The organism is Saccharospirillum mangrovi (assembly GCF_003367315.1).
Lineage (GTDB): Bacteria > Pseudomonadota > Gammaproteobacteria > Pseudomonadales > Natronospirillaceae > Saccharospirillum > Saccharospirillum mangrovi.
In genome coordinates this window covers 1,492,284-1,515,211 of record NZ_CP031415.1, presented here as the reverse complement: position 1 = coordinate 1,515,211, position 22,928 = coordinate 1,492,284, and the positions used below count along the sequence as shown (strand labels likewise).

20 protein-coding genes are annotated in these 22,928 nt (G+C 59.3%); 8 read left to right on the top strand and 12 right to left on the bottom strand.

The annotated features are described in order from the left end of the window. Nucleotides 1-54 precede the first annotated feature (54 nt). The 6 genes from DW349_RS07300 to ffh all read right to left on the bottom strand — a co-directional run bounded on the left by DW349_RS07300 (nt 55) and on the right by ffh (nt 5,210). Entirely contained in the window at nt 55-1,353 is a 1,299-nt protein-coding gene (locus DW349_RS07300; protein ID WP_108124590.1) for a homoserine dehydrogenase, read from the bottom strand. A 243-nt stretch (nt 1,354-1,596) separates the two neighbouring features. Beyond that, a complete protein-coding gene (gene rplS / locus DW349_RS07295) occupies nt 1,597-1,962 on the bottom strand; it encodes a 50S ribosomal protein L19 (RefSeq protein WP_108124591.1) in 366 nt (121 codons plus the stop codon). Next, nucleotides 1,962-2,690: a tRNA (guanosine(37)-N1)-methyltransferase TrmD gene (gene trmD, locus DW349_RS07290; protein ID WP_232819286.1), complete on the bottom strand. Its 729-nt coding sequence runs from the start codon at nt 2,688-2,690 to the stop codon at nt 1,962-1,964. The genes rplS and trmD overlap by 1 nt, the downstream gene beginning before the upstream one ends. Nucleotides 2,691-2,755: 65 nt before the next feature. Next, nucleotides 2,756-3,295 (bottom strand): ribosome maturation factor RimM, encoded by a 540-nt coding sequence (rimM, locus tag DW349_RS07285; RefSeq protein ID WP_108124593.1) that lies wholly within the window; start codon nt 3,293-3,295, stop codon nt 2,756-2,758. Between the two features lie 19 nt (nt 3,296-3,314). Further along, complete coding sequence (gene rpsP, locus DW349_RS07280; protein WP_108124594.1) at nt 3,315-3,566, bottom strand: 30S ribosomal protein S16; 252 nt, start codon at nt 3,564-3,566, stop codon at nt 3,315-3,317. Nucleotides 3,567-3,794: 228 nt separating this feature from the next. After that, nucleotides 3,795-5,210: a signal recognition particle protein gene (ffh, locus tag DW349_RS07275; protein WP_108124595.1), complete on the bottom strand. Its 1,416-nt coding sequence runs from the start codon at nt 5,208-5,210 to the stop codon at nt 3,795-3,797. Nucleotides 5,211-5,421: 211 nt separating this feature from the next. On the opposite strand from ffh, the gene DW349_RS07270 reads away from it, so the two are divergent. The 3 genes from DW349_RS07270 to DW349_RS07260 all read left to right on the top strand — a co-directional run bounded on the left by DW349_RS07270 (nt 5,422) and on the right by DW349_RS07260 (nt 8,435). Continuing rightward, entirely contained in the window at nt 5,422-6,216 is a 795-nt protein-coding gene (locus DW349_RS07270; RefSeq protein WP_108124596.1) for a cytochrome C assembly family protein, read from the top strand. Between the two features lie 175 nt (nt 6,217-6,391). Further along, the gene (locus tag DW349_RS07265; RefSeq protein ID WP_420820701.1) at nt 6,392-7,585 is read left to right on the top strand and encodes an HlyC/CorC family transporter; all 1,194 of its coding nucleotides are present in this window, start codon (nt 6,392-6,394) and stop codon (nt 7,583-7,585) included. Nucleotides 7,586-7,676: 91 nt separating this feature from the next. Next, nucleotides 7,677-8,435: an RNA methyltransferase gene (locus DW349_RS07260; RefSeq protein ID WP_108124598.1), complete on the top strand. Its 759-nt coding sequence runs from the start codon at nt 7,677-7,679 to the stop codon at nt 8,433-8,435. Here the strand turns inward: DW349_RS07260 and maiA are convergent. The 5 genes from maiA to DW349_RS07235 form a co-directional block, all read right to left on the bottom strand. Then, nucleotides 8,420-9,055, bottom strand: a complete 636-nt coding sequence (gene maiA, locus DW349_RS07255) for a maleylacetoacetate isomerase (protein ID WP_108124599.1) — start codon at nt 9,053-9,055, stop codon at nt 8,420-8,422. The genes DW349_RS07260 and maiA overlap by 16 nt on opposite strands. A 14-nt stretch (nt 9,056-9,069) precedes the next feature. Beyond that, nucleotides 9,070-10,632, bottom strand: coding sequence for a transcriptional regulator TyrR (gene tyrR, locus DW349_RS07250; protein ID WP_108124600.1), 1,563 nt, complete (start codon nt 10,630-10,632; stop codon nt 9,070-9,072). A gap of 154 nt (nt 10,633-10,786) precedes the next feature. Next, nucleotides 10,787-11,842 (bottom strand): MJ1255/VC2487 family glycosyltransferase, encoded by a 1,056-nt coding sequence (locus tag DW349_RS07245; RefSeq protein WP_108124601.1) that lies wholly within the window; start codon nt 11,840-11,842, stop codon nt 10,787-10,789. Next, nucleotides 11,839-12,366 carry a phosphatase PAP2 family protein gene (locus DW349_RS07240; protein WP_108124602.1) on the bottom strand — a complete coding sequence of 176 codons (528 nt, stop codon included), beginning with the start codon at nt 12,364-12,366 and terminating at the stop codon, nt 11,839-11,841. Before DW349_RS07240 ends, DW349_RS07245 begins: the two co-directional genes overlap by 4 nt. 111 nt (nt 12,367-12,477) lie before the next feature. Then, a complete protein-coding gene (locus DW349_RS07235) occupies nt 12,478-12,915 on the bottom strand; it encodes an HIT domain-containing protein (protein ID WP_108124603.1) in 438 nt (145 codons plus the stop codon). A gap of 116 nt (nt 12,916-13,031) precedes the next feature. Here DW349_RS07235 and DW349_RS07230 point away from each other — a divergent pair, with 116 nt between their 5' ends. The 3 genes from DW349_RS07230 (at nt 13,032) to DW349_RS07220 (ending at nt 16,459) form a co-directional block, all read left to right on the top strand. Continuing rightward, nucleotides 13,032-14,147: a GNAT family N-acetyltransferase gene (locus DW349_RS07230; RefSeq protein WP_157954260.1), complete on the top strand. Its 1,116-nt coding sequence runs from the start codon at nt 13,032-13,034 to the stop codon at nt 14,145-14,147. Nucleotides 14,148-14,179: 32 nt separating this feature from the next. Beyond that, nucleotides 14,180-14,620, top strand: coding sequence for a VOC family protein (locus tag DW349_RS07225; RefSeq protein ID WP_108124605.1), 441 nt, complete (start codon nt 14,180-14,182; stop codon nt 14,618-14,620). Nucleotides 14,621-14,734: 114 nt separating this feature from the next. Then, a complete protein-coding gene (locus DW349_RS07220; protein WP_108124606.1) occupies nt 14,735-16,459 on the top strand; it encodes a proline--tRNA ligase in 1,725 nt (574 codons plus the stop codon). A 67-nt stretch (nt 16,460-16,526) separates the two neighbouring features. Here DW349_RS07220 and DW349_RS07215 read toward each other — a convergent pair whose 3' ends face one another. Further along, nucleotides 16,527-18,983: a Kelch repeat-containing protein gene (locus tag DW349_RS07215; protein ID WP_115667137.1), complete on the bottom strand. Its 2,457-nt coding sequence runs from the start codon at nt 18,981-18,983 to the stop codon at nt 16,527-16,529. Nucleotides 18,984-19,211: 228 nt separating this feature from the next. On the opposite strand from DW349_RS07215, the gene DW349_RS07210 reads away from it, so the two are divergent. Further along, nucleotides 19,212-19,706, top strand: coding sequence for a CBS domain-containing protein (locus DW349_RS07210; protein WP_162824623.1), 495 nt, complete (start codon nt 19,212-19,214; stop codon nt 19,704-19,706). A gap of 96 nt (nt 19,707-19,802) precedes the next feature. After that, nucleotides 19,803-22,859, top strand: a complete 3,057-nt coding sequence (gene ydiJ, locus DW349_RS07205; RefSeq protein WP_108124609.1) for a D-2-hydroxyglutarate dehydrogenase YdiJ — start codon at nt 19,803-19,805, stop codon at nt 22,857-22,859. The last annotated feature ends 69 nt before the right edge of the window (nt 22,860-22,928 follow it).

The following is a 22,928-nucleotide window of genomic DNA, read 5'->3' as shown; positions in this document are numbered from 1 at the left end:
TCTCAGGTTTCAGGCCCGGCGCTTACGGCTGCCGGGCCGAACGGTCGATGCGGTTCAGTCGTCCAGATGTTCGACGCGAATACGCACCACCGGACGCGGTACGGAATCCAGGGCTTCCAACTGCGCAATGGCGTTATCCATGCGTTTTTCACGCACGTTGTGCGTCAGCAGAATCAATGGCACCACGTCGGCGTCGTCTTCCGGCTCTTTCTGGATAATGGCTTCGATGTTGATGCCGTTGTCACTCAACACCTGAGCGATTTTCGCCATCTGCCCTACTTCATCGCGCACGGTGATGCGCAGGTAATAGGAGGTTTCGATTTCGCTGACCGGCAGCACCGGCAAGTTTTCGGTTTCGACGCTGTAACCCAGGTGCGGCACGTTGCCGGCGTTGTCGATTTCACGGGCAATGTCGACGATGTCGGCAATCACCGATGACGCCGTTTGTTCGGAACCTGCGCCCGGGCCGGTGTACATGGTCGGGCCGACGGCATCGCCTTCGACCAGCACCGCATTCATCACGCCGTTCACGTTCGCCAGCAAACGTTTTTCCGGCACCAACGTCGGGTGCACCCGCAGCTCAACACCTTCCGGGGTCTTGCGACTGAAACCCAGATGCTTGATGCGGTAACCGAGTTCTTCGGCGTATTGCACATCTTCGCGGGTAATGCGGGTGATGCCTTCGGTGTAGACCTTGTCGAATTGCAGCGGAATGCCGAACGCAATGGACGCCAGAATGGTCAGCTTGTGCGCGGCGTCGATGCCTTCAACATCGAAAGTCGGGTCGGCTTCGGCGTAACCCAGCGCCTGAGCTTCTTTCAATACGTCTTCAAACATCCGGCCTTTGTCGCGCATCTCGGTCAGGATGAAATTGCCGGTGCCATTGATGATGCCTGCGAGCCATTTGATGTCGTTGGCAACCAGGCCTTCGCGAATGCCTTTGATGATCGGAATACCACCGGCGACGGCGGCTTCATAAGTGACGACCACGCCTTTGTCTTCGGCGGCTTTAAAAATTTCGTTGCCGTGCTTGGCGATCATCGCCTTGTTGGCGGTGACCACGTGTTTGCCATGCGCAATGGCTTCCAGCACCAGGGCTTTGGCGGTTTCTTCACCGCCGATCAATTCGACCAGGATGTGCACGTCCGGGTCGCGTGCGACATCAAAAATATCGCGTGAGACGCGCACGTCGCTGAGGTCGCACTCAGGATGATCGCGACGTGCGCCAACGTGGGTAATTCGCACCGGCTTACCGGCCCGACGCGCAATGTCTTCCAGGTTCCGGCGCATGACGTTGAACGTGCCGCTGCCGACGGTGCCCAGACCACAGAGTCCCACATTGACTGATTTCAAAACCTGCCTCACTTCGTTGGATGGTGTTACGGCCGATTCAGAGGAAGGAAGAATGGCCGCAGGAATGCTGAGCGAAACATACTGAGGGGGGTGGCTGCTGTCAACGCGAAGCCCCGTCGTTATGGGCTTTGCGGGCAATAAGCCGCTGTGATTTTTTTGCAAGAAGCTGTTTCATCCGTCTTGCTCGCAGCACCAACAAAAAAGGCAGCCGAAGCTGCCTTTTTCAGAACACTCAACCCGGCCTTAGCCTTTACGGTCGATGCGCTCTTTGATGCGAGCGGACTTACCAGAACGCTCACGCAGGTAGTACAGCTTGGCCTGACGAACCGCACCACGACGTTTGACTTCAATGCTGTCAACGAGCGGTGAGTAAGTCTGGAAGGTCCGCTCTACGCCAACACCGCTGGAAATCTTGCGCACGGTGAAAGCCGAGTTCAAACCCCGGTTACGCTTACCGATGACCACACCTTCGAACGCCTGCAGACGCTCACGGTCACCTTCTTTTACCTTGACCTGTACAACGACAGTGTCACCCGGGCCGAAGGCCGGGATTTCTTTGTTCATCTGTTCAGCTTCAAGTTGCTGAATAATCAAATTGCTATTGCTCATCACTCCGCTCCTGATCTATCGCGCGAGTCTTGCTCAGTCAAAAACTCATCCAAAAGCGCCTGCTGTTCTGCGGTGAGTACCTTCTCAGCCAACAGGTCCGGTCTTCTTTGCCAGGTGCGCCCCAGTGCTTGCTTCAACCGCCAGCGACGAATCTCGTCGTGGTGGCCGCTCAGCAATACCGGCGGCACCGCCCGGCCATCCAATACTTCAGGCCTGGTGTAGTGCGGACAATCCAACAGACCCGCGGTGAAGGAGTCTTCCTCGGCGGAGGCTTCGTGCCCCAGTACACCGGGAAGCTGGCGTCCGATGGCGTCGATAAACGCCTGGGCGGCCAGTTCGCCGCCGCTGAGTACAAAATCACCCAGCGACCACTCTTCATCCACTTCCGTCTCGATGACTCTTTCGTCGATGCCCTCATAGCGGCCACAGACGAAAATCAGGTGACTGCGCTGGCGCAGTTCGCTCACCCCGGCCTGATCGAGCCGGCGGCCCTGCGGCGACAGATAAATCACTGTTGCCCGGTTACCGCTGGCGGCTTTCGCCGCCTGGATGGCGTCGCGCAAAGGCTGCACCTTCATCAGCATACCGGGGCCACCGCCAAAAGGTCGGTCGTCCACGGTGCGGTGTTTGTCGTGGGTGTAATCGCGCGGGTTCCATAAACCAACATCGATCAAGCCACTTTGCACCGCCCTTCCGATGACGCCTTGCCGTAAAAACGGTTCGAACATCTCCGGAAAGAGGCTGACCAGTCCGAACCAGGCTTGCGGTTCGGCTGCTCGAGACGTTTCCGTTGTCAAAATTCCGGGTCCCATTCGACCAGGATGCGACCCGCTTCGAGGTCGATGTCCTGGACGTAGACGTCCGGAACGTACGGGATCAAGCGTTGCTGACGATCAAAGCTGTCGGCGTCGCCCTTGACCACCAGCACATCGTTGCTGGCGCCCGCACTCATTAAATGGTCCACCTTACCTAACTTGATGCCAGCGGTTGTTTCCACCGCCAGACCTTCCAGTTCGTACCAGTAGTACTCACCGTCCGGTAACTCCGGCAATTCTTCCTCCGGAACCCCGATTTCAGCACCGCAGTATTGGCGGGCTTGATCGCGGTCATCGCAGCCGGCGATATGGGCAACCATGCCCTTGCCGTGGCTGCGCCCCTTGTCGATTTCGACGGGGGTCCAACGGCCGTTCAGGTTAAGCATCCATTCGGTGTATTCGAGGATGCGATCCATCGGTTCGGTGTAGGAATAGATTTTCAGCCATCCCTTAACGCCGTAAACCGAGGACACCTTGCCGAGAACAACCATTTTTTCCGGTGTATCCGGTGTCATCATTCAGGCCCTGCCGTACGGATCAGGCCTGGGCCTTGCGATACTCTTTCAACAGCTGGGCGACACGATCAGACGCTTGTGCACCCTTGCTCTGCCAGTACTCGACCCGCTCAAGAGCGACGCGCAGGCGTTCTTCCTGACCACGAGCAATGGGGTTGAAAAAGCCAACGCGCTCGATGAAACGGCTATCGCGGGCGTTGCGGCTGTCGGCTACGGTAATGTGGTAAAACGGGCGCTTCTTGGAACCACCCCGTGAGAGTCGAATGACGACCATTCGCGTCCTCCTGTTGCGGGCAAGCTTTGAAATCACCTGCCGTTTTGGATTTTCAGAGGGGTTAGCTCTGAATGCGGAAGTACTGTTTACAACAGACGTCCTAACCCAAAGTGAAACGAAAACCAGGCCCACCCCGGTTTTCAAGGCCGCGAAAGTATACGGTTGAGCGCTTAAAAAGCAAGACAGACGGGGCCGAACGGCCCCAAAAGCGAGGAGAAACGTCGAGGATCAGCCGAACGGGCCTCGGCCACCGGGAAAACCACCCGGCGGTAAGCCGCCACCGGGCATGCCACCGCCTGGCAGTCCGCCGCCCATGGCACGCATCATCTTCGCCATGCCGCCCTTCTTGCCGGCTTTTTTCATCATCTTGGCCATGTTCTTGTGTTGCTTGAGCAGGCGGTTGACGTCCTGAATCTGGGTGCCGGAACCGGCGGCGATGCGGCGTTTGCGTGAACCGTTGATGTTGTCCGGGAAGCGGCGCTCCAGCGGCGTCATCGAATCGATGATCACACCCATCTGCTTGAACTGCTTTTCTGCGCTCTGCATCTGGTTGACCGCCGCGCCCATCTGGCCCATGCCCGGCAGCTTGTCGATCATGCCCATCATGCCGCCCATGTTGTCCATCTGGCGCAGCTGTTCGCGGAAATCTTCCAGATCGAAGCCTTTGCCTTTTTGCAGCTTTTTGGCGAGCTGCTCGGCTTTGTCTTTATCGACCTTGCGTTCGACTTCCTCGATCAGCGACAGCACGTCGCCCATACCGAGAATGCGCGAGGCAACACGATCAGGGTGGAAGGGTTCCAGCGCATCGGTTTTTTCACCGATGCCCATAAATTTGATCGGCTTGCCGGTGATATGGCGCACCGACAGCGCCGCACCGCCACGCGCATCGCCATCGGTTTTCGACAGCACCACGCCGGTCAACGGCAGTGCATCGCTGAACGCCTTGGCGGTGTTGGCGGCATCCTGGCCGGTCATGGCATCGACGACGAACAGCGTCTCGATCGGCTTAATCGCCTTATGCAACGCCTGGATCTCGTCCATCATCTCAGCGTCGATGGCTAAGCGACCGGCGGTATCGACCAGCAGTACGTCCACCGCCTGTTTGCGCGCGGCATCGATGGCGCCTTTGGCGATGGCAACCGGCTTCTGTTTTTCGTCACTGGGATGGAACAGCGCACCGACTTCACCAGCCAGCGTTTCCAACTGACGGATGGCCGCCGGACGATACACATCGGCCGACACCACCATGACTTTCTTTTTCTCACGCTCTTTTAAGAAGCGCGCCAGCTTGGCAACGGTCGTGGTTTTACCCGCACCTTGCAGACCGGCCATCAGAATCACGGCCGGCGGCTGGGTATTCAGTGCCAGTGGCTCGCCCGCCGCGCCCATAACGCGTTCGAGTTCGGACTGCACCACCTTGAGGAATTGCTGGCCCGGATTCAGCGCCGAGACCACTTCCTGACCAACAGCGCGTTCGCGCACGCCATCGATAAAATCTTTGACGACGGGCAACGCCACGTCGGCTTCCAACAACGCCATGCGCACTTCGCGCAACGTGGCTTTGATGTTGTCTTCGGACAGCTTGGACTGACCGGAAATCTGCTTCAGCGTCTGGGAAAGACGGTCGGTGAGGCTCTTGAACATCTCGCTTTCCGTAGAGTTAAACGGCGGGGAGTATAACAGGGCACCAGCCCGGCCTCTATGATGGTGACGGCGCCGTTTTGTCTCAAGGTTGAGACGCGGCTAACAGCGCTCAACAGCAGTTTGGGAACCGCTATCATTTGTGCGAGACTAGCGCCCTGCTTCATCCTTCATATCCCTTTCGGCCAGCGCCGAACTGAGAGGACCTTTCTGAATGCTGATCTGGCTCGCCATCCTGGGCTATCTCGTCAGTGGCCTGGTCGCCCTGAACGGCTTGTATCGCGTACAACTGCCTGATCGTCGTCTGCTGTTCTGGCCTGCGGTACTTGGCGCGCTGGCGCATTTATCGACACTGGCATCGGAAATTCTGGTCTCCGGTGCGTTGCAAATCAGCTTTCTGAACGCCGCCTCTGTTATCACCTTTTTTGTGATTTCTGCGCTGCTGATCAGCGGCTGGTCGAAACCGCTGCACAGCCTGTTTGCCTTCGCCTTACCGCTGGCGGCGTTGATCATGATTGTCGCGGTACTGGCACCCGATGCTTCGTCGCCACGGCTGCATCGTTCCGGTGTGGTGCTGCATGTGTTTTTGTCGATGCTGGCTTATTCCGTTATCACCATCGCCACGCTGCTGGCGGTCTTGCTCGGCGCGCAGAATCGTCAATTGCACAACCACGCACTGGACAGCCGCCTGAACCGTTTCCTGCCGCCGTTGCAAACCATGGAACGGCTGTTGTTCGAATGGCTGATGATCGGCTTTGTACTGCTCACCGCCGCGATGATTTCCGGCAGCCTGTTTATCGAAAACATCTTCGCTCAGCATCTGGTGCATAAAACCGTGCTGACCATCGTTGCCTGGGGCTTTTTCGCCACCCTGCTGTTCGGCCACTTCTACCTGGGCTGGCGCGGTGCTTTAGCCAGCCGGCTGACGATCTTCGGTTTCGTGTTTCTGATGCTGGCCTTTTTCGGCTCCAAATTCGTACTCGAATACCTGCTGCATCAGTACGGCTAAAGGCATCAACAAGCCGCGACTTTGCTTGACAGAGAGGCGATCGCGCCGCTAAAAAGCACACTCTATTGGTGACTGAGGTTTTTACCCCTTGAACGAGCTTCCCCTAGGCCTGCTGTTTGTCTTGCTGGGCCTGCTGCTGCTTTGTTCCGCTTTCTTCTCGAGCTCGGAAACCGGCATGTTGTCTCTCAACCGCTACCGCCTCCGCCACCTGGCCAATGAAGGCCACCGCTCTGCCACGCTGGCCCAGCGCCTGCTGGAGAAGCCGGATCGGCTGATCAGCACCATCCTGATTGGCAATAACCTGGTTAATATCGCCGCTGCATCACTGTCCACCATCATCGCCATTCGTTTATTGCCCACCCAGCAGGATCTGGCACTCGCCCTATCCACGATTCTGCTGACACTGGTGGTGCTGATTTTCGCCGAGGTCACGCCCAAGACGCTGGCGCAACGTCATCCGGAAGTCATCGCTTTTCAGGCTTCCCGGCTGCTGCGCATCCTGATGTTCGTGCTGGCGCCGGCCATCTGGCTGGTGAACCTGTTCGTTAACGGCCTGTTCTGGATCTTCCGCGTCGGCCGCAAAGCGAACTCCAGCGATGCCCTTTCCGCCGAAGAATTGAAAACGCTGGTGAATGAATCCGGTGAGATGCTGCCACCACAGCGTCAGAACATGCTGCTCGGCATTCTGGAGCTGGAAAACGTCACCGTGGACGACATCATGGTGCCGCGCAACGAAGTCAGCGGCGTCGATATGGAAGCCGATGTCGACACCATTGCCGACCAGATTCGTCGCACCGACTACACCCGCTTCCCGCTCTACAAAGGCGATCTGGATAAGGTGATCGGCATTCTGCACATTCGCGATGCGGCCGAGTTTCTGTACGCCGACGAGCCGTCCAAGGTGATGCTGACCAAAGCCGCCAAAGACCCGTACTTCGTGCCGGAAAACACCCCGCTGCACACCCAGTTGATCAACTTCCAGACGCAACAATTGCGCATGGGCCTGGTGGTCGATGAATACGGCGACATTCAGGGCCTGGTCACGCTGGAAGATTTGCTGGAAGAAATCGTCGGCGAATTCACCACCGACATCGCCAATTCCAGCAAGGAAATTCATGCCCAGCGCGACGGCTCTTACGTGATTGACGGCACCGCCAACATTCGCGAAATCAACCGCGCCCTGGCTTGGGAACTGCCGACCGACGGCCCGAAAACGCTGAACGGCCTGGTGCTGGAACACGTCGAAGACATTCCCGATGCCAACTTATCGATCAAGATCGACCGTTACCTGATCGAAATTCTGCAAATCAAAGACAACGCCGTCATCGCCGCCCGGGTCCGCGAAATGCCGCTGTCCCGACCGCGTTAACTCCGGCATTGCTCTGGCATCGAAGCGGCGAACCATTCACCGCTTCGATGCCCAGACCCGCCCGCCACTGATCACACCGCAAGGCTTTTCCATGTCTCTGAACTCATTGCCTCTGAACTCCAAGCCATTGAACATTCGCATCGTCCTGGTTCAAACCTGGCACCCCGGCAACATTGGCGCCGCCGCCCGCGCCATGAAAAACATGGGACTGGACCAACTGGTGTTGGTCGATCCGGTCGATTTTCCATCCGATGAAGCCTACAGCCGCGCCGGCCAGGCGACCGACCTGCTCGACAACGCCCGCGTCGTCGCCACGCTCGACGAAGCCATTGCCGACTGCGGCTTAGTGGTTGCCACCAGCGCGCGCGAACGCAGCATTCGCCTGCCTGCCTTTTCGGCCGAAGCCTGTGGCCGCGAAGCCGTTGCCCGGCAGGCGCAGGCACCGGTGGCATTGGTATTCGGTCGCGAACGCATGGGCCTGCACAACGACGACATTCAACGCTGCCACGCCCAGGTGAACATCGACGCCAACCCAGAATACCCGGTGCTGAACCTCAGTCAGGCGGTGCAATTGTTGTGTTACGAGGTGTTCAAGGCGGCGCGGGCCGAACGGCCAACGCCAGTGGAAGAAGCCTACCCGCTGCATGCTGATCTGGAACGGTTTTACGACCATCTCGGCCAGGCATTGGATGACATCGGTTTTCTGAACCCGGCGCATCCCGGCCAGGCATTGGAACATCTGCGCGCCCTGTTTCGTCGCGCCCGGCCGACGGCCAAAGAACTGCGCTTGCTGCGCGGTGTACTCAGTGCTGCGCAGCAAGCGGCCGGTAAGGATCAGTCAGCCGGTTGATTCCGTTCCGGTGCGGCCCGGGCAAACGCTGGCTGGGCCGTGGCGTGTTGATAGATGCGCTGCAACCGGGGCCAGGCATCAATCGGAATGTCATAGCGCACTGCGTTGTACATCTGCGGAACCAGCAGCACATCCACCATCGACAATTGATCGTGATAAAACCATTGGCCGCTGCCGTGCCGCTCGGACAACGTTTCCAGTGCGTCCAGGCCGGTTTTGATCCAATGCCGATACCAATCGTTCACCGCCGCTTCGCTGGCATCGAACTGCGAACGCAATCGCTTCAACACCCGCAGATTGTTCAGCGGATGAATGTCGCAACCGATGTCCTGACACAGCGCCCGAACTTCGGCCCGGGCCAGCGGTGTTTTGGGTAAAAACGCCGGCGTCGGAAAACGCTCGTCCAGATATTCCAGAATCGCCATCGACTGGCGCAACAGGCCTTCGTCGGTTTCCAGCGACGGCACCAGACCGGCCGGATTCACCGTGCGATAAGACGACTCGTGCTGCTTACCTTCGCGCAACTCGATGGGAATTTGCTCAACCGTCACGTCTTTCAGCGACAAACCAATGCGCACCCGGTACGCCGCTGACGAACGCCAATAGTGGTAGAACTTCATGGTCGGTCCTCCGTTCAACTGGCGCGGCTGTGTTTGCCGATGCCGTATTCACGCAGTTTATTGGCGATGGCCGTGTGCGACACGCCGAGTTTTTTGCCCAACTGACGGCTGCTCGGGTACGCCGGGTACAAACGGCGCAGCAGTTCAGCCTCGAAGCGTTTCATGGCGTCGTCGAGCGTGCCTTCGAAATGCTCGTCCACATAACCCCAGCCGCTGGAGAAACTGGGCAATTGCAGATGCTCGGGTTCGAGCAAATCTTCCTCCGCCAGCGACACCGCACGCAGCAGTGCGTTTTCCATCTGCCGGACGTTGCCCGGCCAGGGGTATTGCTGCAACGCATTCTGGCAGGCGCGGGAAATACGAATGCGGCGGCGTTGCGGTTCAGCGAAGCGGGCAATAAAGCGTTCGGCCATCGGCAGAATATCGCTTTTGCGATCACGCAACGCCGGAATGTGCAGCGCCAGAACGTTCAGGCGGTAATACAAATCTTCGCGGAAAATGCCGTCGCGGCACAGCGCCAGCAAATCTTTTTGTGTTGAACAGATAATGCGCACATCGGCGGTGTATTCCTGCTCGTCGCCGACGCGTCGGTAGGTGCCATCCTGCATCAGGCGCAGGAATTTCGATTGCAGCACCTTCGACATATCGCCAATTTCATCGAGGAACACCGTGCCGCCTTCGGCCAGTTCGACAATGCCTTTTTTGGCCTGAGTTGCGCCTTCAAACGCGCCAGCGGCGTAACCGAATAATTCGCTTTCAGCCACGCTGTCGGGCATGGCAGCGCAGTTCAACACCAAAAAGGGTTTGTCTTTGCGCAAGCTGTGTTGGTGGCAGGATTTCGCCAGTAATTCTTTGCCGGTGCCGGTCTCGCCGGTAATCAGCAACGGCGCATCCAGACCGGACATGCGCTTGGCCTGGCGGATGACTTTTTTCATCGGCTGGCTTTCGGCGATCAGCAATTCAAATTCACCGGCCTGCTGTTGGTAAGCCGTCATCTGGCGGCCCAGGCGTTCGGGCGATTTGAACGTAATAACGGCGCCGGCGAAGTAATCGTCCTGGTCGGTGTCGGTTTCATCCGGCACGCGGATCGGGTAGATGTCGGCGAGGAAAGTCCGGCCGCGCAATTGCAGATTCGACGCCGTGGTGTTCGGCCGGTCGCCATTCAACCAATGGCTGAAGTTAAAACCCTTCACCCAGTTTTTCAGCAACTTGCCTTTCACTTCCGCCTCGGGCAATTGCAGGATGTCGAGCGCAGCTTCGTTGGCGATAACGACGTAACCCTGGCTGTCGATCGACACCACCGGTTCGGGCAAGGTTTTCAGCAGCGTTTGCATTTCCTGCTGTTCGCGTTCGCCGGGCAAATAAGGAATGAGCGAGACATCGTGGATGCCGGGAATCAGACGAATTTCCGGCATCAGATGTTGGAATTCGTCGAACAGAACGGTGGGAAAATTCAGATAGATTTCGCCGCTGGGGTCGATCTCAATGCCCCTCAGATCGATCTGGTGTTGCACCAGAATATCCAGCACCTCGGCACAGATGCCCAAGCGCTCTTCACATTCGATCTTCAGCCGCATTCACACTCCCCGCTGCACTGTACGCCCTGGTTTCCAGCGCGCTAAATTGCCGCAGGGTCTGTGTTTTGTCAACTGAGGTTTACAGGCCCGAAAACGAAAAACGGCCCGACCAGCGGACCGTTTTTTCATCGTTTTCAGCGCAGCAACAAACGCATTAAGCGACTTGCTGTTCCTGCTCGGAGGGGAAGTGAACACCCGCCCACAGCGTGTTGACCAACTCGTCAATCGACGCATGCGGGTAACGCTGCAACCAGCCGACAATGGCCGACGCAACGTCCGGGTAATTCACCCAGCGCGGCTCGCCGTGACGCAGGAACGACTCAATAGCGCTGGTCGTCACCTTAGGCATCACCAGACCTAAGCCCAACTCACTCAACGCAGCCGCGTTGGATTGTTGTTCCATCTGGCCGCGCAGCGGTTTAACCAGAATGCGTTTGCCCATCGACAGCGCTTCGCTCGCCAACTCAAAGCCGGCGTTGCAAATCACACTGCCGCATTCAGCCAGCGATGCCTGGAAACCGTCGCGGCTGAAACCGCGCACCGTCACCCGGCCATACTGACCCGGCTCGACATCGGCGCAATGCATCACAAAAGTGGCCTTGGTATCGACCTCGTTCAGCAGCGCCAGGGTGGCTTCGCTGTTCTCGAACGGCAAATACACCAACGCCTTGTCCAGATCGCCCGGCACCGGCGCATCCACCGTTTCGATGATCGGCGGCAGAATCGGCGCGCCGAAATGATGCCAGTGCACACCCAGACCAACGGTAACCGGCGCAAACCAGCGCATGATCGCCTCAGAAACCACCGAATGGCCGGCCTTGGGAATGTCGTAACCAAAAGCGTATTGATGACCCACACCGACACACGGCATGCCCTGACTGCGCGCAGCCCAGGCCACCACCGGCTCAAAATCGGTCACCACCAGATCGTACTGGCTCAAATCGAGCGAGCGGATGTCGCGCCACAGTTCGCGCATGGAGGTGTCGTTCATGGTGCGGCGCAAATCGATGCGGCCATCGCGGGTGGCAAACGTCAGGCCTTTGAAGACCTGGAAATCACCGAACGCCTGCATATCAAAAAAGCGCTCACGCTCACGACCGGAAAACACCCAGTCCACCTCAACGCCAGCCTCAGCCAGCGCCACGGCCATTACCCGAGCGCGAGTGATGTGTCCATTACCGGTGCCTTGAACGCCGTACAGCAATTTCACAGTACGAATCCTCCCAACGCCCAGTAACCGACCAGCGAACCCAGGGCAGCGCCCACCAGGGTATCGGTCGGGAAATGCACACCCAGGAAGATGCGTGACATCGCCACACAGCAAGACCACAACAGCAACGCCAGCATCAATACCGGCAGTTGGCTGGCCACCAGAACCGTAAACAGGAAAGCGGCCGAGGTGTGGCCCGACGGGAAACTGAATTTGTCAGACGGGATAATAAAGCTGGTGAAATCGTCGATGGCCTCTTGCGGGCGGTTACGCCGGCAGGTGTTTTTCAACACCCAATAAATGCCGCGTTCCACCGCGAACGCCATCACAGCGATCTTAGCGAGCGCAATGCCAGATTCCGGTTGCGCCAGAGCGTAAATGCCGAAGAAGACCAGATAGAGCCAGCCATCGGCCGTGCGAGACACTGCGCGACTCAAAGCGGTGATGCGCTCGCGACGACGACGCGCCATGCACCAGTTAAAAGTCAGGGTGTCCAGATGTTGGATGCGCTGCAGCCATTTCATGAAGAAACCTCCATCGTCATGGCGCCTATTATTCATTCGCCCGTGTCACCTTTCTGACTGTTCGATGAAGTTTTCATGACAACCCAGAGCCCGACTGGCACCGACCGCCGTTCAGGCCGCCGGCGGCTCAGCCGGTTTAAAGACCGACGTCTCAAACGCCAGTTGCAAAGCCAGCACCCGTTGCCGCAACGCGCCACGCGGGTACGCCTTGGCCGGCACCGCCCCCCAAACCGGGTTTGGCCAGGCCGCGTCCGTTTGCTTGCGGACCACGTGATGAATATGCAACTGCGGGACCACATTGCCCAAAGCAGCAATGTTCATCTTGTCGCCGTTAAAGGTGTCCATCAGCCGTTCGGCCACGAAGCTGCTTTCCCAGATCAGCTGTTCCTGATCATCTTCATCCAGTTGAAAAACCTCGCTGATGCCATCGCGTTGCGGCACCAGAATCAACCAGGGGTAATTGGCGTCTTTCATCAACAGAATGCGGTTCAACATCAGTTCGCCGACTTCGACGCAATCGTTTTGTAAGCGATAATCCAGTTCGAACATCGAGCCCTCCTAATGGCCGGCATTGTACCTCAAAGACTTCGACCGTTAACCGGCGGCCCTGTGTCAGACCGAACTCAGCCCGTATAATGCACCGGCATTTACCCAGGAAAGGCCCCATGCCAGACGTACAATGGCACACCCACTGGCCTGAACACCTAGGCCGGAACAGCGACAACCCTTTCTGCCGAAACAGCTTCCTGCGCGCCCTGGAAGACAGCGGCGTCTGCCAGGCCGACGGCGGCTGGGCACCGCACCACCTGGTGTTGCGCGATGACGATCATGACATCGCCCTGCCCACCTACCGCAAAACCCATTCGTGGGGCGAATACGTTTTCGACTGGGCCTGGGCCCACGCCTACGAACAACACGGCTTGCCGTACTACCCGAAACTGGTCTGCGCCCTGCCCTATACACCCTCTATGGGACCACGAGCCAGCGCGCCGCTGAATGCGCCATTGGTCACCCGCCTTGCCCAGGCACTGCAAACCGAAGCACTCGAACAGGATTACAGCGGCTGCCACCTGCTGTTCCCGGACGACGCCACCGCCGACCTCTGGGCCGAACACACCGACTGGGCAGAACGACGGGACGTACAGTTCCACTGGCGCAACCAAAACTACCGCGACTTCGACGACTTCCTCGACCGCTTCGCCTCGCGCAAACGCAAAAACCTGCGCAAAGAACGCCGCTCCATCGAAGAACAGGGCCTGGAACTGCGCTGCTTCGAAGGCGCGCAAATCGACACCGCCGCGCTGCGCCAGTTCTACATCTTCTACCACGCGACTTATTTAAAGCGCGGCCGCCAAGGCTATTTGAACCTGGAATTCTTCGAGCAACTGCTGGCAACCCAAGCCGACAGCCTGGTGCTGTTCATGGCGTTTCGTGGCGAAGAAGGCGTCGCCGCCGCACTGTGCTTTCGCGATTCAACCACCCTGTACGGCCGCTACTGGGGTTGCCTCGATGAATACAACAACCTGCATTTTGAATGCTGCTATTACCAGGGCATCGACTACTGCATCCGCCACGGCCTGCAACGTTTCGACCCCGGCACCCAGGGCGAACACAAAGTTGCCCGCGGGTTTGAACCGCGCATCACCCGTTCGTTCCATTGGCTGGCGCGACCGGATTTCCGCGAAGCCGTCGAACGCTTCTGCGAAGAAGAAGCCGAGATGGTCGAACGCTACCGCGAACAAATGACGCAAGCGCTGCCGTTCAAACACACCGACGAATAACACCGACCGACCAAAACGACAGAGGTTTTTTTATGCGTTACCTGCACACCATGGTCCGCGTCAGCGACATCGACGCCTCACTGCGCTTTTTCTGCGACGGCCTCGGCCTTACCGAAATCAGCCGTACCGACAACGACAAAGGCCGCTTCACCCTGGTTTTCCTCGCCGCCCCGGAAGACCGCGACCGCGCCCTGGCCGACAAGGCACCGATGGTCGAACTCACCTACAACTGGGACCCAGAGGAATACACCGGCGGCCGCAACTTCGGGCACCTGGCCTATCGCGTTGACGACATCTACGCCACCTGCCAACACCTGATGGCCATGGGCATCGACATCCTGCGGCCACCGCGCGACGGCCACATGGCCTTCGTGCGCAGCCCCGACAATATTTCCATCGAACTGCTGCAAGCCGGCGACTCGCTACCCCCGGCCGAGCCGTGGCAATCGATGCCCAACCAGGGCACCTGGTAATCACCCGTCAAGCCAACCACCAACGATTACCCATCAACTACACCTGCGCCGCCATTGCCACTACAATGGCGGCCCTTTAATCCAATTGACCCACCGCCAACCACGAGAACGTTCATGCGCGCAAGCCAGTATCTGATCGCCACCGTCAAGGAAACCCCGGCCGACGCCGTTATCGCCAGCCACAAACTGATGCTGCGCGCCGGCATGGTGCGCAAACTCGCCTCCGGCCTGTACACCTGGATGCCCACCGGCCTGAAAGTGCTGCGCAAAATTGAACGCATCGTGCGCGAAGAAATGGACCGCGCCGGCGCCCAGGAAGTATTAATGCCCTGCGTACAACCGGCCGAACTGTGGCAGGAAAGCGGCCGCTGGGACGCCATGGGCCCGCTGATGATGCACATGAAAGACCGCAACGAGCGCGACTTCGTTTTCGGCCCCACGCACGAAGAAGTGATCACCGACATCGCCCGCAACGAACTGACCAGCTACAAACAACTGCCGGCCAACTTCTACCAGATTCAAACCAAATTCCGCGACGAATTCCGGCCGCGTTTCGGCGTCATGCGCGCCCGCGAATTCATCATGAAAGACGCCTACTCCTTCCACGTCTCACTCGAATCGCTGCAAGCCGAATACGAAAACATGCACCGCGCCTACTGCCGCATCTTTGATCGCCTGGGCCTCACCTACCGCCCGGTACTGGCCGACAGCGGCGCCATTGGCGGCGACAGCTCGCACGAATTCCAGGTATTGGCCGACTCCGGCGAAGACTACATCGCCTATTCCGACACCGGCACCTACGCCGCCAACATCGAACGCGCCGAAGCCGTGATGCCCGCCGGCGAACGCGCCGCACCCACCGAAGCATTGCGCAAAGTCGATACCCCCAACACCAAAACCATCGCCGCCCTGGTCGAAGGTTTTGGTTTGCCGATCGAAAAAACCATCAAAACGCTGATTGTAGCCGCCGAAGACGGCATCGAAGGCGGCCTGGTTGCCCTGCTGGTGCGCGGCGACCACGAACTGAACGAAATCAAAGCCGAAAAACTGCCACAGGTAAAAGCACCGCTGACCATGGCAACCGAAGAACAGATTCGGGCCGTCGTCGGTGCCGGCCCCGGCTCGCTTGGCCCCATCAACCTGCCGATGCCGATTGTCATCGACCGCGCCGTCAGCCTGATGAGCGACTTCGGCGCCGGTGCCAACATCGACGACCAGCACTGGTTCGGCATCAACTGGGAACGCGACCTGCCGTTGCCGGACATCGCCGACCTGCGCAGCATCGTCGAAGGCGACCCCAGCCCGGACGGCGTTGGCACACTGAAAATCGCCAAAGGCATCGAAGTCGGCCACATCTTCCAGTTGGGCGACAAATACGCCAAAGCCCTGAACGCCACCGTGCTGGATGAAAACGGCAAAGCCCAAACCATGCTGATGGGCTGCTACGGCATTGGCGTCAGCCGCATCGTGGCCGCCGCCATTGAACAGAACCACGACGACAACGGCATCATCTGGCCCGATGCGCTGGCCCCGTTCCAGGTTGGCATTGTGCCGCTGAACGCCCATAAATCGCCGGAAGTGATGGAAGTGGCCGAGCGTCTGTACCGTGAATTAAGCGACGCCGGCATCGACGTATTGCTGGACGATCGCGACAAAAAAACCAGCCCCGGCGTGAAATTCGCCGACATGGAATTGATCGGCATCCCGCATCGTCTGGTGGTCAGCGACCGTGGCCTGGCCGAGGGCGAGCTGGAATACAAAGCGCGCCGCAGCGACGACAAAGAAGCCATACCGCTGGCGAACGCCCTGGCCTTTTTGCAACAACGGCTGGCAGGCTGAAGCCAGCCAACCGCCACAAAAAAAGGCGCCTTATGGCGCCTTCTTTTTGACTACCGGAACCCGCGCCTTAGCGCTCCTCAAACTCAACGTCCACCTGCAACCCCTTCTGCCAGTTCACACCCTCGGCCGAGCGCCAGACATCGTGCAACACAGAGCCGTTGTTATCAGTCCCACCGATCACCCAAAGCCGGTTATCGAAGCTCAGAGCCTGAAGGCCGGTGCGAGCCGAGAAGCGGTTCAGCTCGCTGTGGGGGTCGTCAACGGCGGTCCAGTGGGTGCCGTTGCGGGTGGTCCAGAGTTGGTTGGTTGGTCCTTCACCCAAAATATTGCCACCGATCACCCAAAGCCGCTCGCCTTGGGCATCCTGGGTGACCAGGGCCTGGTGCCCAAAACGGGTCGTCAGGTTGGCGTCGGGGCGCGACTGCCAGTGGCGGCCATCCTGGGAGGACCACACCACGCCGTTACCAGCGCCAAGGCCACCGATCACCCAAAGCTGGCCGTTGAAGACCACCGCCTGGTGACTGGCGCGGGCGGAGAAGCCGGCTTGGGCGGTTTCTTCGATCCAGTCGCGGCCGTTGCTGGACGACCAGACGTCGTTTGTCCGTCGCTGTACACTGTCTCCGTCTTTCCACGCTGTGCCGCCGATGACCCAGAGGCGATTATCGAACACCACTAACGCGTGCGCTGCGCGTGGGCTGAACGGTGCCTCGGCCAGCACGCGTTGCCACTGCACGCCATCGGCACTGGACCAGACCTCGTTACTGTAGTCGTCCGGGGTGCGATTGACGTTCAATAGCCCACCCACCAGCCACAGCCGCTGGTTGAACACGACCACCCGATGGTCTGAGCGTGGCGAGAAATCGGCGTGGACGCGGTGTTGCTGCCAGTGCAGGCCATCGGCGGAGGACCAGACGTCGTTGTTATAACTGCCGCCGTAACCGCCGATCACCCAAAGCCGGTCGGCGAAGGCCACCGCCTGGTGGCTATAGCGCCCGCTGAAGGCGGCTTCGGCGGTGTGGGGTTGCCAGTCCTGGCCGTTGCGGCTGGACCAGACATCGTTCAGGAAAGACCCGCCATGCCCGCCCACCACCCAAAGCTGCTGGTTGAAGACGACCAGGGCGTGGTTTCTGCGACTCGAGAACGCGGCATCCACGGTCTCCTGGCGCCAGTGCGTGCCATCAGCGGAAGACCAGACGTCGTTTAGAAGTTGCTCATTAAAACCTTCCGCAGTGTTGTCGACCCAAACCCGCCTTGTCCCACCCACCAACCACAACCGCTCGCCACGGCCATCGTTGTACACCACAACGCGGTGCCCGTATCGGCCCGAAAATTCAGCCTGGCGGGTTTCCTCTCGCCAGTCTTTACCATCGGCGGACGACCAGATGTCGTTGATGTATAGGTCTCCAATATTGCCGCCAATCACCCAAAGCCGGTTGTTGAAAAACACCGCCTGGTGATCAGCACGACCCGAAAAGACTTTGCCGTTGGCGCTGGGTTCCCGGCGCGCCCATTCGGTGCCGTTGGTTGAGGTCCAGACGTCGTTCCGGTAGCCGCTCCCGGAATCCCCGCCGACCAGCCACAGCCGCTCGGTGCCGTCGCCGTCGTGCGAGACAACCACCGAGCTAGCGCTGCGGCCCTCAAACCCGGCACCGATCGACCCCCGCGCCTGCCAGACAAAACCGCTGTCGTGCTCGGGGCTATCGAGCGTCGACCAGAGCGCCCCGGTGTTGGTGTTGATCAGCCAGAGGGCGTTATTGAACAGCACCACCTGGCTGGTGTTGCCACTGGGCAACAGCTCCGACTGGTTGTCCCACTGTTCGGGCACCCAGGTGGTGCCGTCGGTGGACGACCAGATGTCGGTTAGGTATTGGGGGATACCCAGCCGGTCACCCAGCCCACCAATCACCCAAAGCCGCCCGCGAAAAGCGACTACCGAGTGGGACCGCCGCCCCTCAAACCAATCCGCACTCAACATCCCCGACCACTCATGTTCGCCATGCTGCAAGCGAACATAGCCCGGCTGGCTCAGCGTTACGGCCGCGCTGGAGGTGGATCGCAGACGCAAGCTTTGGCTGTTGGCGCAGTGGGCGAATTGAATGGGGTTGCAGTTGGCATCGCTGGTGGTGAACAAATTCACCCCTTCAGTGCCGTCAGAGAGTTGCAGCTCACTGCCCAACGGCCCCACCCAGGCCGTGAGACTGGCCTGGCGGGTAATCACTTCCACGCTGTAGTCGATGCTCTGAATGCGCTCGCCCAGCGTTTGGGTGGCGGTGATTTGGCTTTGGCCGGGGGCCAGGGCAACCACCAGGCCGTTGGCGTCTACAGTCGCGACGTCGGTGTTACTGCTGCTGTATTCGATGATTCCGGCTTGCGAGAGCACGGGGTTATTGAAGCGTTCCTCGGTCACCAACCTGGCCGTGCCGGGTTCGGTGAATTCAAACGGGTTGGGAACACAGGCGCTGAGTGCGAAACACAGCAGCAGCCAGACAAAGGTGCGATGAAAACGAAAGTTGGGTCGAAGCATGATCGGTCCCTCGGTTGGATGAAACCCCAAATCGTTGGGGGCAACACCACGCTAACCGACGACCGTTTGAAGAATCGTTTTACCGTTCGTAGGATTTTTGGCCTTCCGTTAGAAATATTGAAAAAAAATTGCCGAAGTAAAGGACCGCCAGTCGGTTTGCCAGCCATTCCCGCCTTGGCTACCCTGAGGGCGTCTTTGCTTGACCAACCCAGCCAAGAGGACGCCACCATGACACCCGAACCCCTCACCGTTGCCGACTGCATGACCCCCGCCCGCGTCACCATTGCCGACACCGCAACGGTAACCGAAGCGGTGCAAACCCTGCTCAAGCACCGCTTGCTGGGCAGCCCGGTGGTCGATGCCGGTGGTCAACTGGTCGGCTACATTTCCGAGCAGGATTGCCTGAAACACCTGCTGACCGACAGCTACTACCGCGAAGATTCCGCCCACGTGGCCGATGTAATGCGCCGCGATGTGTTGACGGTGAGTGCCGATCTGAGCATTGTCGATCTGGCGCAAACCATGACCGGCAACAAACCCAAAAAATACCCGGTGGTGGACCACAAACGCATCGTCGGCGAAATCACCCGGACCGACGTTTTGCGGGCGCTGCTCAAACTGCGCGCCTGGCACCAGGACCCAGCCGCCGACCAACGCAAGCGCCCGGCCGATGGCATTTCCAAACTGCCGCTGGGGCCACGCGCACCCGTTACCCGCGCTTAAACGCCCTGGGCCGGTGCGTTCACGCGCGCCGGCCAACTCGTAATCAGTCGGCAATTGGTTAGAATACCGGCCGTCCTTGCGAACGTGCCGAAGTCGATGATCCCTCGTATTGCTGAAGTCACCCCGGTTCAACGCCACTATCTGGATTACCTGGACGCGCTCAACGCCGCCGGTTTTGAAGGCGAACTCGCCCCGGATTACGCCAACCGCACTGTGCTGGCGACCGACAATTCCATCTATCAGGTGTTGCCGCAGGCGGTCATTTTTCCCAAGCACGCCCAAGACGTTCAGCGCGCCACCGCACTCGCCAGCCAAACCCAATGGCACGACATCGTGCTCAGCCCACGCGGCGGCGGCACCGGCACCAACGGCCAATCGCTGACCGACGGCATCGTGGTAGACCTGTCGCGCCACCTGAACCGCATTCTGGAAATCAACGCCGAAGAAGGCTGGGCGCGGGTGGAAGCCGGTGTGGTGAAAGACCAGCTCAATGCGGCACTCAAAGAACACGGCTACTTTTTTGCGCCAGAACTGTCCACCAGCAACCGCGCCACCATTGGCGGCATGATCAACACCGACGCCTCCGGCCAGGGTTCGGTGATGTACGGCAAAACCCGCGATCATGTATTGGCGTTAAGCACCGTTTTGCTCGACGGAACCCGCCTCGACAGCGGCCCGCTCAGCGAGGCGCAACTGGCCGAATTGAAAGACGCACCGGGCCTAATCGGTGCCATTCACCGCACCGTGGACGACGTTCAGATTCGCCGCCATGCCGACATCGACGCCCGCTTTCCCAAACTGAACCGCTGCCTCACCGGCTATGACCTGGCGCACATCCGCAACGACGCCGGCCAGTTCGACCTGAACAACATTCTGTGCGGCAGTGAAGGCACGCTGGGTTTTATTGTCGAAGCCAAACTGAACGTGCTGCGCATTCCCAAATTCTCGGCGCTGGTGAACGTGCGTTACGACTCGTTTGAAACCTCGCTGCGCGATGCGCAAACCTTAATGCAGGCGCAACCGACTTCGATTGAAACCGTCGACAGCAAAGTGCTGGGCCTGGCAAAAAACGACATCAGCTGGAACGGCGTTGCCGAGTTTTTCCCGGCTGCCGACGGCGAAATCATCGAAGGCATCAATCTGGTGGAATACACCGCCGACGATGAAACCGAACTCGAAGCAGGTCTCAAACGCCTGACCGACCGGCTCGACACCCTCGCCGGCCAGCCCGGCCAATGCAACGGTTACACGGTAGCGCGTGGCGCCGCAGCGGTGGGCCGCATTTGGGGTATGCGCAAACGCGCCGTGGGTTTGCTCGGCAATGCCCAGGGCGAAGCCCGGCCAGTGCCCTTTGTTGAAGACACCGCCGTGCCGCCGGAAAACCTGGCCGACTTTATTATGGATTTTCGCGCCGTACTCGACCGCGAAGGCCTGACCTACGGCATGTTCGGCCACGTCGATGCCGGCGTGCTGCACGTGCGGCCGGCGCTGGATATGAAAGACGAAGCCTCGCTGGCGCGGGTGCGCCTGATCACCGACGAAGTGGTGAAGCTGGTTCAGCAATACGGCGGCCTGTTGTGGGGCGAACACGGCAAGGGCGTGCGCTCGGAATTCGCGCCGAGTTTCTTTGGCGATCTGTACCCGGAATTGCAAGCGATTAAACGCGCCTTCGACCCGCACAACCAACTGAACCCCGGCAAAATTGCCACCGCCGACACCAGCCAGCCGCTGACGATTATCGACGCGGTCACCACCCGCGGCGAACTCGACCGCACCATTCCCGTCGCCAGTTGGCAGCACCAGAAAGAAGCCGTTTACTGCAACGGCAACGGCGCCTGCTACAACTACGACCCGAACGACGCCATGTGCCCGTCGTGGAAAGGCACCCGCGACCGCCGCCAGTCGCCCAAGGGCCGGGCGTCTTTGTTGCGCGAGTGGCTTCGGGCGCTGGGCGAGCAAGGCGTTAACACCTTCGATGTCGCCACTGCCCAACTGCAAGGTTCCGGCTGGCGGCAATTCCCGACGCGGCTGAAAAACAGCCTGGCGCTGAAACGCGGCGACTACGATTTCAGCCAGGAAGTCTACGATTCGATGGCCGGTTGCCTGGCCTGTAAATCGTGCAGCGGCCAATGCCCGATCAAAGTTGATGTGCCGGAATTCCGCGCCAAGTTTTTGCACCTGTACCACGGCCGTTATCTGCGCCCGCTGAAAGACTATTTCATCGGCACGCTGGAATTTGTGATTCCGCTGCTGGCGCGTGCGCCGTTCAAATGGATCTACAACGGCCTGATGCGCGCAAAACCCTTCGCCTGGTTGCTCAAGCGCGGCGCTGGCATGGTTGATAGCCCGCTCATTCACCGCCGCCATTTAAGCGACCTGATGCGCAAACACGGCATCGGTTGGGCAACGCCAGCGCGGCTGGCGCGGTTATCGGCCGACGAAAAAGCCCGCTCGGTGGTGATTGTGCAAGACGCCTTCACCAGCTTTTTCGACACCGATGTCGTTGGCGACATTCTGGCGTTGCTGCAAAAGCTCGGTTTCCGCGTTTGGGTAATGCCCTACCGCGCCAACGGCAAACCGCTGCACGTGCACGGTTTCCTGAAAGCCTTCACCCGCGTTGCCCAACGCCGCCAACGCGATTTCAACGCCCTGGCGCAAGCCGGCATTCCGTTAGTCGGCATCGACCCCTCGATGACGCTGGCGTACCGCAGCGAATATAAAAAGTACCTCGAAGGCGAGGTTCCCGACGTTTGGCTGTTGCAGGAATTTCTCGGCCAACGGCTCGATCAGTTGCAGGCCGTGAGCGAACAATTCCGCCCCGGCCGGGTTCAGTTGCTCGGCCACTGCACCGAAAAAACCAACGCCGCCGCCAGCATGGCCGATTGGCAAACAGTTTTCGCGGCACTCGGCCAGGAACTGACGCTGAAAAATGTCGGCTGCTGCGGCATGGCCGGTACTTACGGCCACGAAGCGCGCAACCGCGACACCTCGGCGCGCATCTACGATTTATCGTGGCGGGCAGTGATCGACAGCGAACCGAGCGAAGCGCTGGTCGCCACCGGCTATTCGTGCCGCTCTCAGGTGGACCGCCTGCAAGGCGTTCAGTTGCGCCATCCGCTGCAATTTTTGGCGGGGCAGATTCAGACGCACTGAACTTTGAAAACCTGCATTGCCGAATCCGCAATAGATTTCGGCAATGCAGTGCATAAAATGCACGCCTGC

What these genes read in the sequence shown, in the direction of transcription:
- DW349_RS07225 (WP_108124605.1), top strand. Translation starts at nt 14,180, where the DNA reads ATGCGTTACCTGCACACCATGGTCCGCGTCAGCGACATCGACGCCTCA.
- DW349_RS07270 (WP_108124596.1), top strand. Translation starts at nt 5,422, where the DNA reads ATGCTGATCTGGCTCGCCATCCTGGGCTATCTCGTCAGTGGCCTGGTC.
- DW349_RS07220 (WP_108124606.1), top strand. Translation starts at nt 14,735, where the DNA reads ATGCGCGCAAGCCAGTATCTGATCGCCACCGTCAAGGAAACCCCGGCC.
- DW349_RS07215 (WP_115667137.1), bottom strand. Translation starts at nt 18,983, where the DNA reads ATGCTTCGACCCAACTTTCGTTTTCATCGCACCTTTGTCTGGCTGCTG.
- ydiJ (WP_108124609.1), top strand. Translation starts at nt 19,803, where the DNA reads ATGATCCCTCGTATTGCTGAAGTCACCCCGGTTCAACGCCACTATCTG.
- DW349_RS07235 (WP_108124603.1), bottom strand. Translation starts at nt 12,915, where the DNA reads ATGTTCGAACTGGATTATCGCTTACAAAACGATTGCGTCGAAGTCGGC.
- rplS (WP_108124591.1), bottom strand. Translation starts at nt 1,962, where the DNA reads ATGAGCAATAGCAATTTGATTATTCAGCAACTTGAAGCTGAACAGATG.
- DW349_RS07260 (WP_108124598.1), top strand. Translation starts at nt 7,677, where the DNA reads ATGTCTCTGAACTCATTGCCTCTGAACTCCAAGCCATTGAACATTCGC.
- DW349_RS07265 (WP_420820701.1), top strand. Translation starts at nt 6,392, where the DNA reads ATGTTGTCTCTCAACCGCTACCGCCTCCGCCACCTGGCCAATGAAGGC.
- trmD (WP_232819286.1), bottom strand. Translation starts at nt 2,690, where the DNA reads ATGTTCGAACCGTTTTTACGGCAAGGCGTCATCGGAAGGGCGGTGCAA.
- tyrR (WP_108124600.1), bottom strand. Translation starts at nt 10,632, where the DNA reads ATGCGGCTGAAGATCGAATGTGAAGAGCGCTTGGGCATCTGTGCCGAG.
- ffh (WP_108124595.1), bottom strand. Translation starts at nt 5,210, where the DNA reads ATGTTCAAGAGCCTCACCGACCGTCTTTCCCAGACGCTGAAGCAGATT.
- DW349_RS07240 (WP_108124602.1), bottom strand. Translation starts at nt 12,366, where the DNA reads ATGAAATGGCTGCAGCGCATCCAACATCTGGACACCCTGACTTTTAAC.
- DW349_RS07230 (WP_157954260.1), top strand. Translation starts at nt 13,032, where the DNA reads ATGCCAGACGTACAATGGCACACCCACTGGCCTGAACACCTAGGCCGG.
- rpsP (WP_108124594.1), bottom strand. Translation starts at nt 3,566, where the DNA reads ATGGTCGTCATTCGACTCTCACGGGGTGGTTCCAAGAAGCGCCCGTTT.
- rimM (WP_108124593.1), bottom strand. Translation starts at nt 3,295, where the DNA reads ATGATGACACCGGATACACCGGAAAAAATGGTTGTTCTCGGCAAGGTG.
- maiA (WP_108124599.1), bottom strand. Translation starts at nt 9,055, where the DNA reads ATGAAGTTCTACCACTATTGGCGTTCGTCAGCGGCGTACCGGGTGCGC.
- DW349_RS07210 (WP_162824623.1), top strand. Translation starts at nt 19,212, where the DNA reads ATGACACCCGAACCCCTCACCGTTGCCGACTGCATGACCCCCGCCCGC.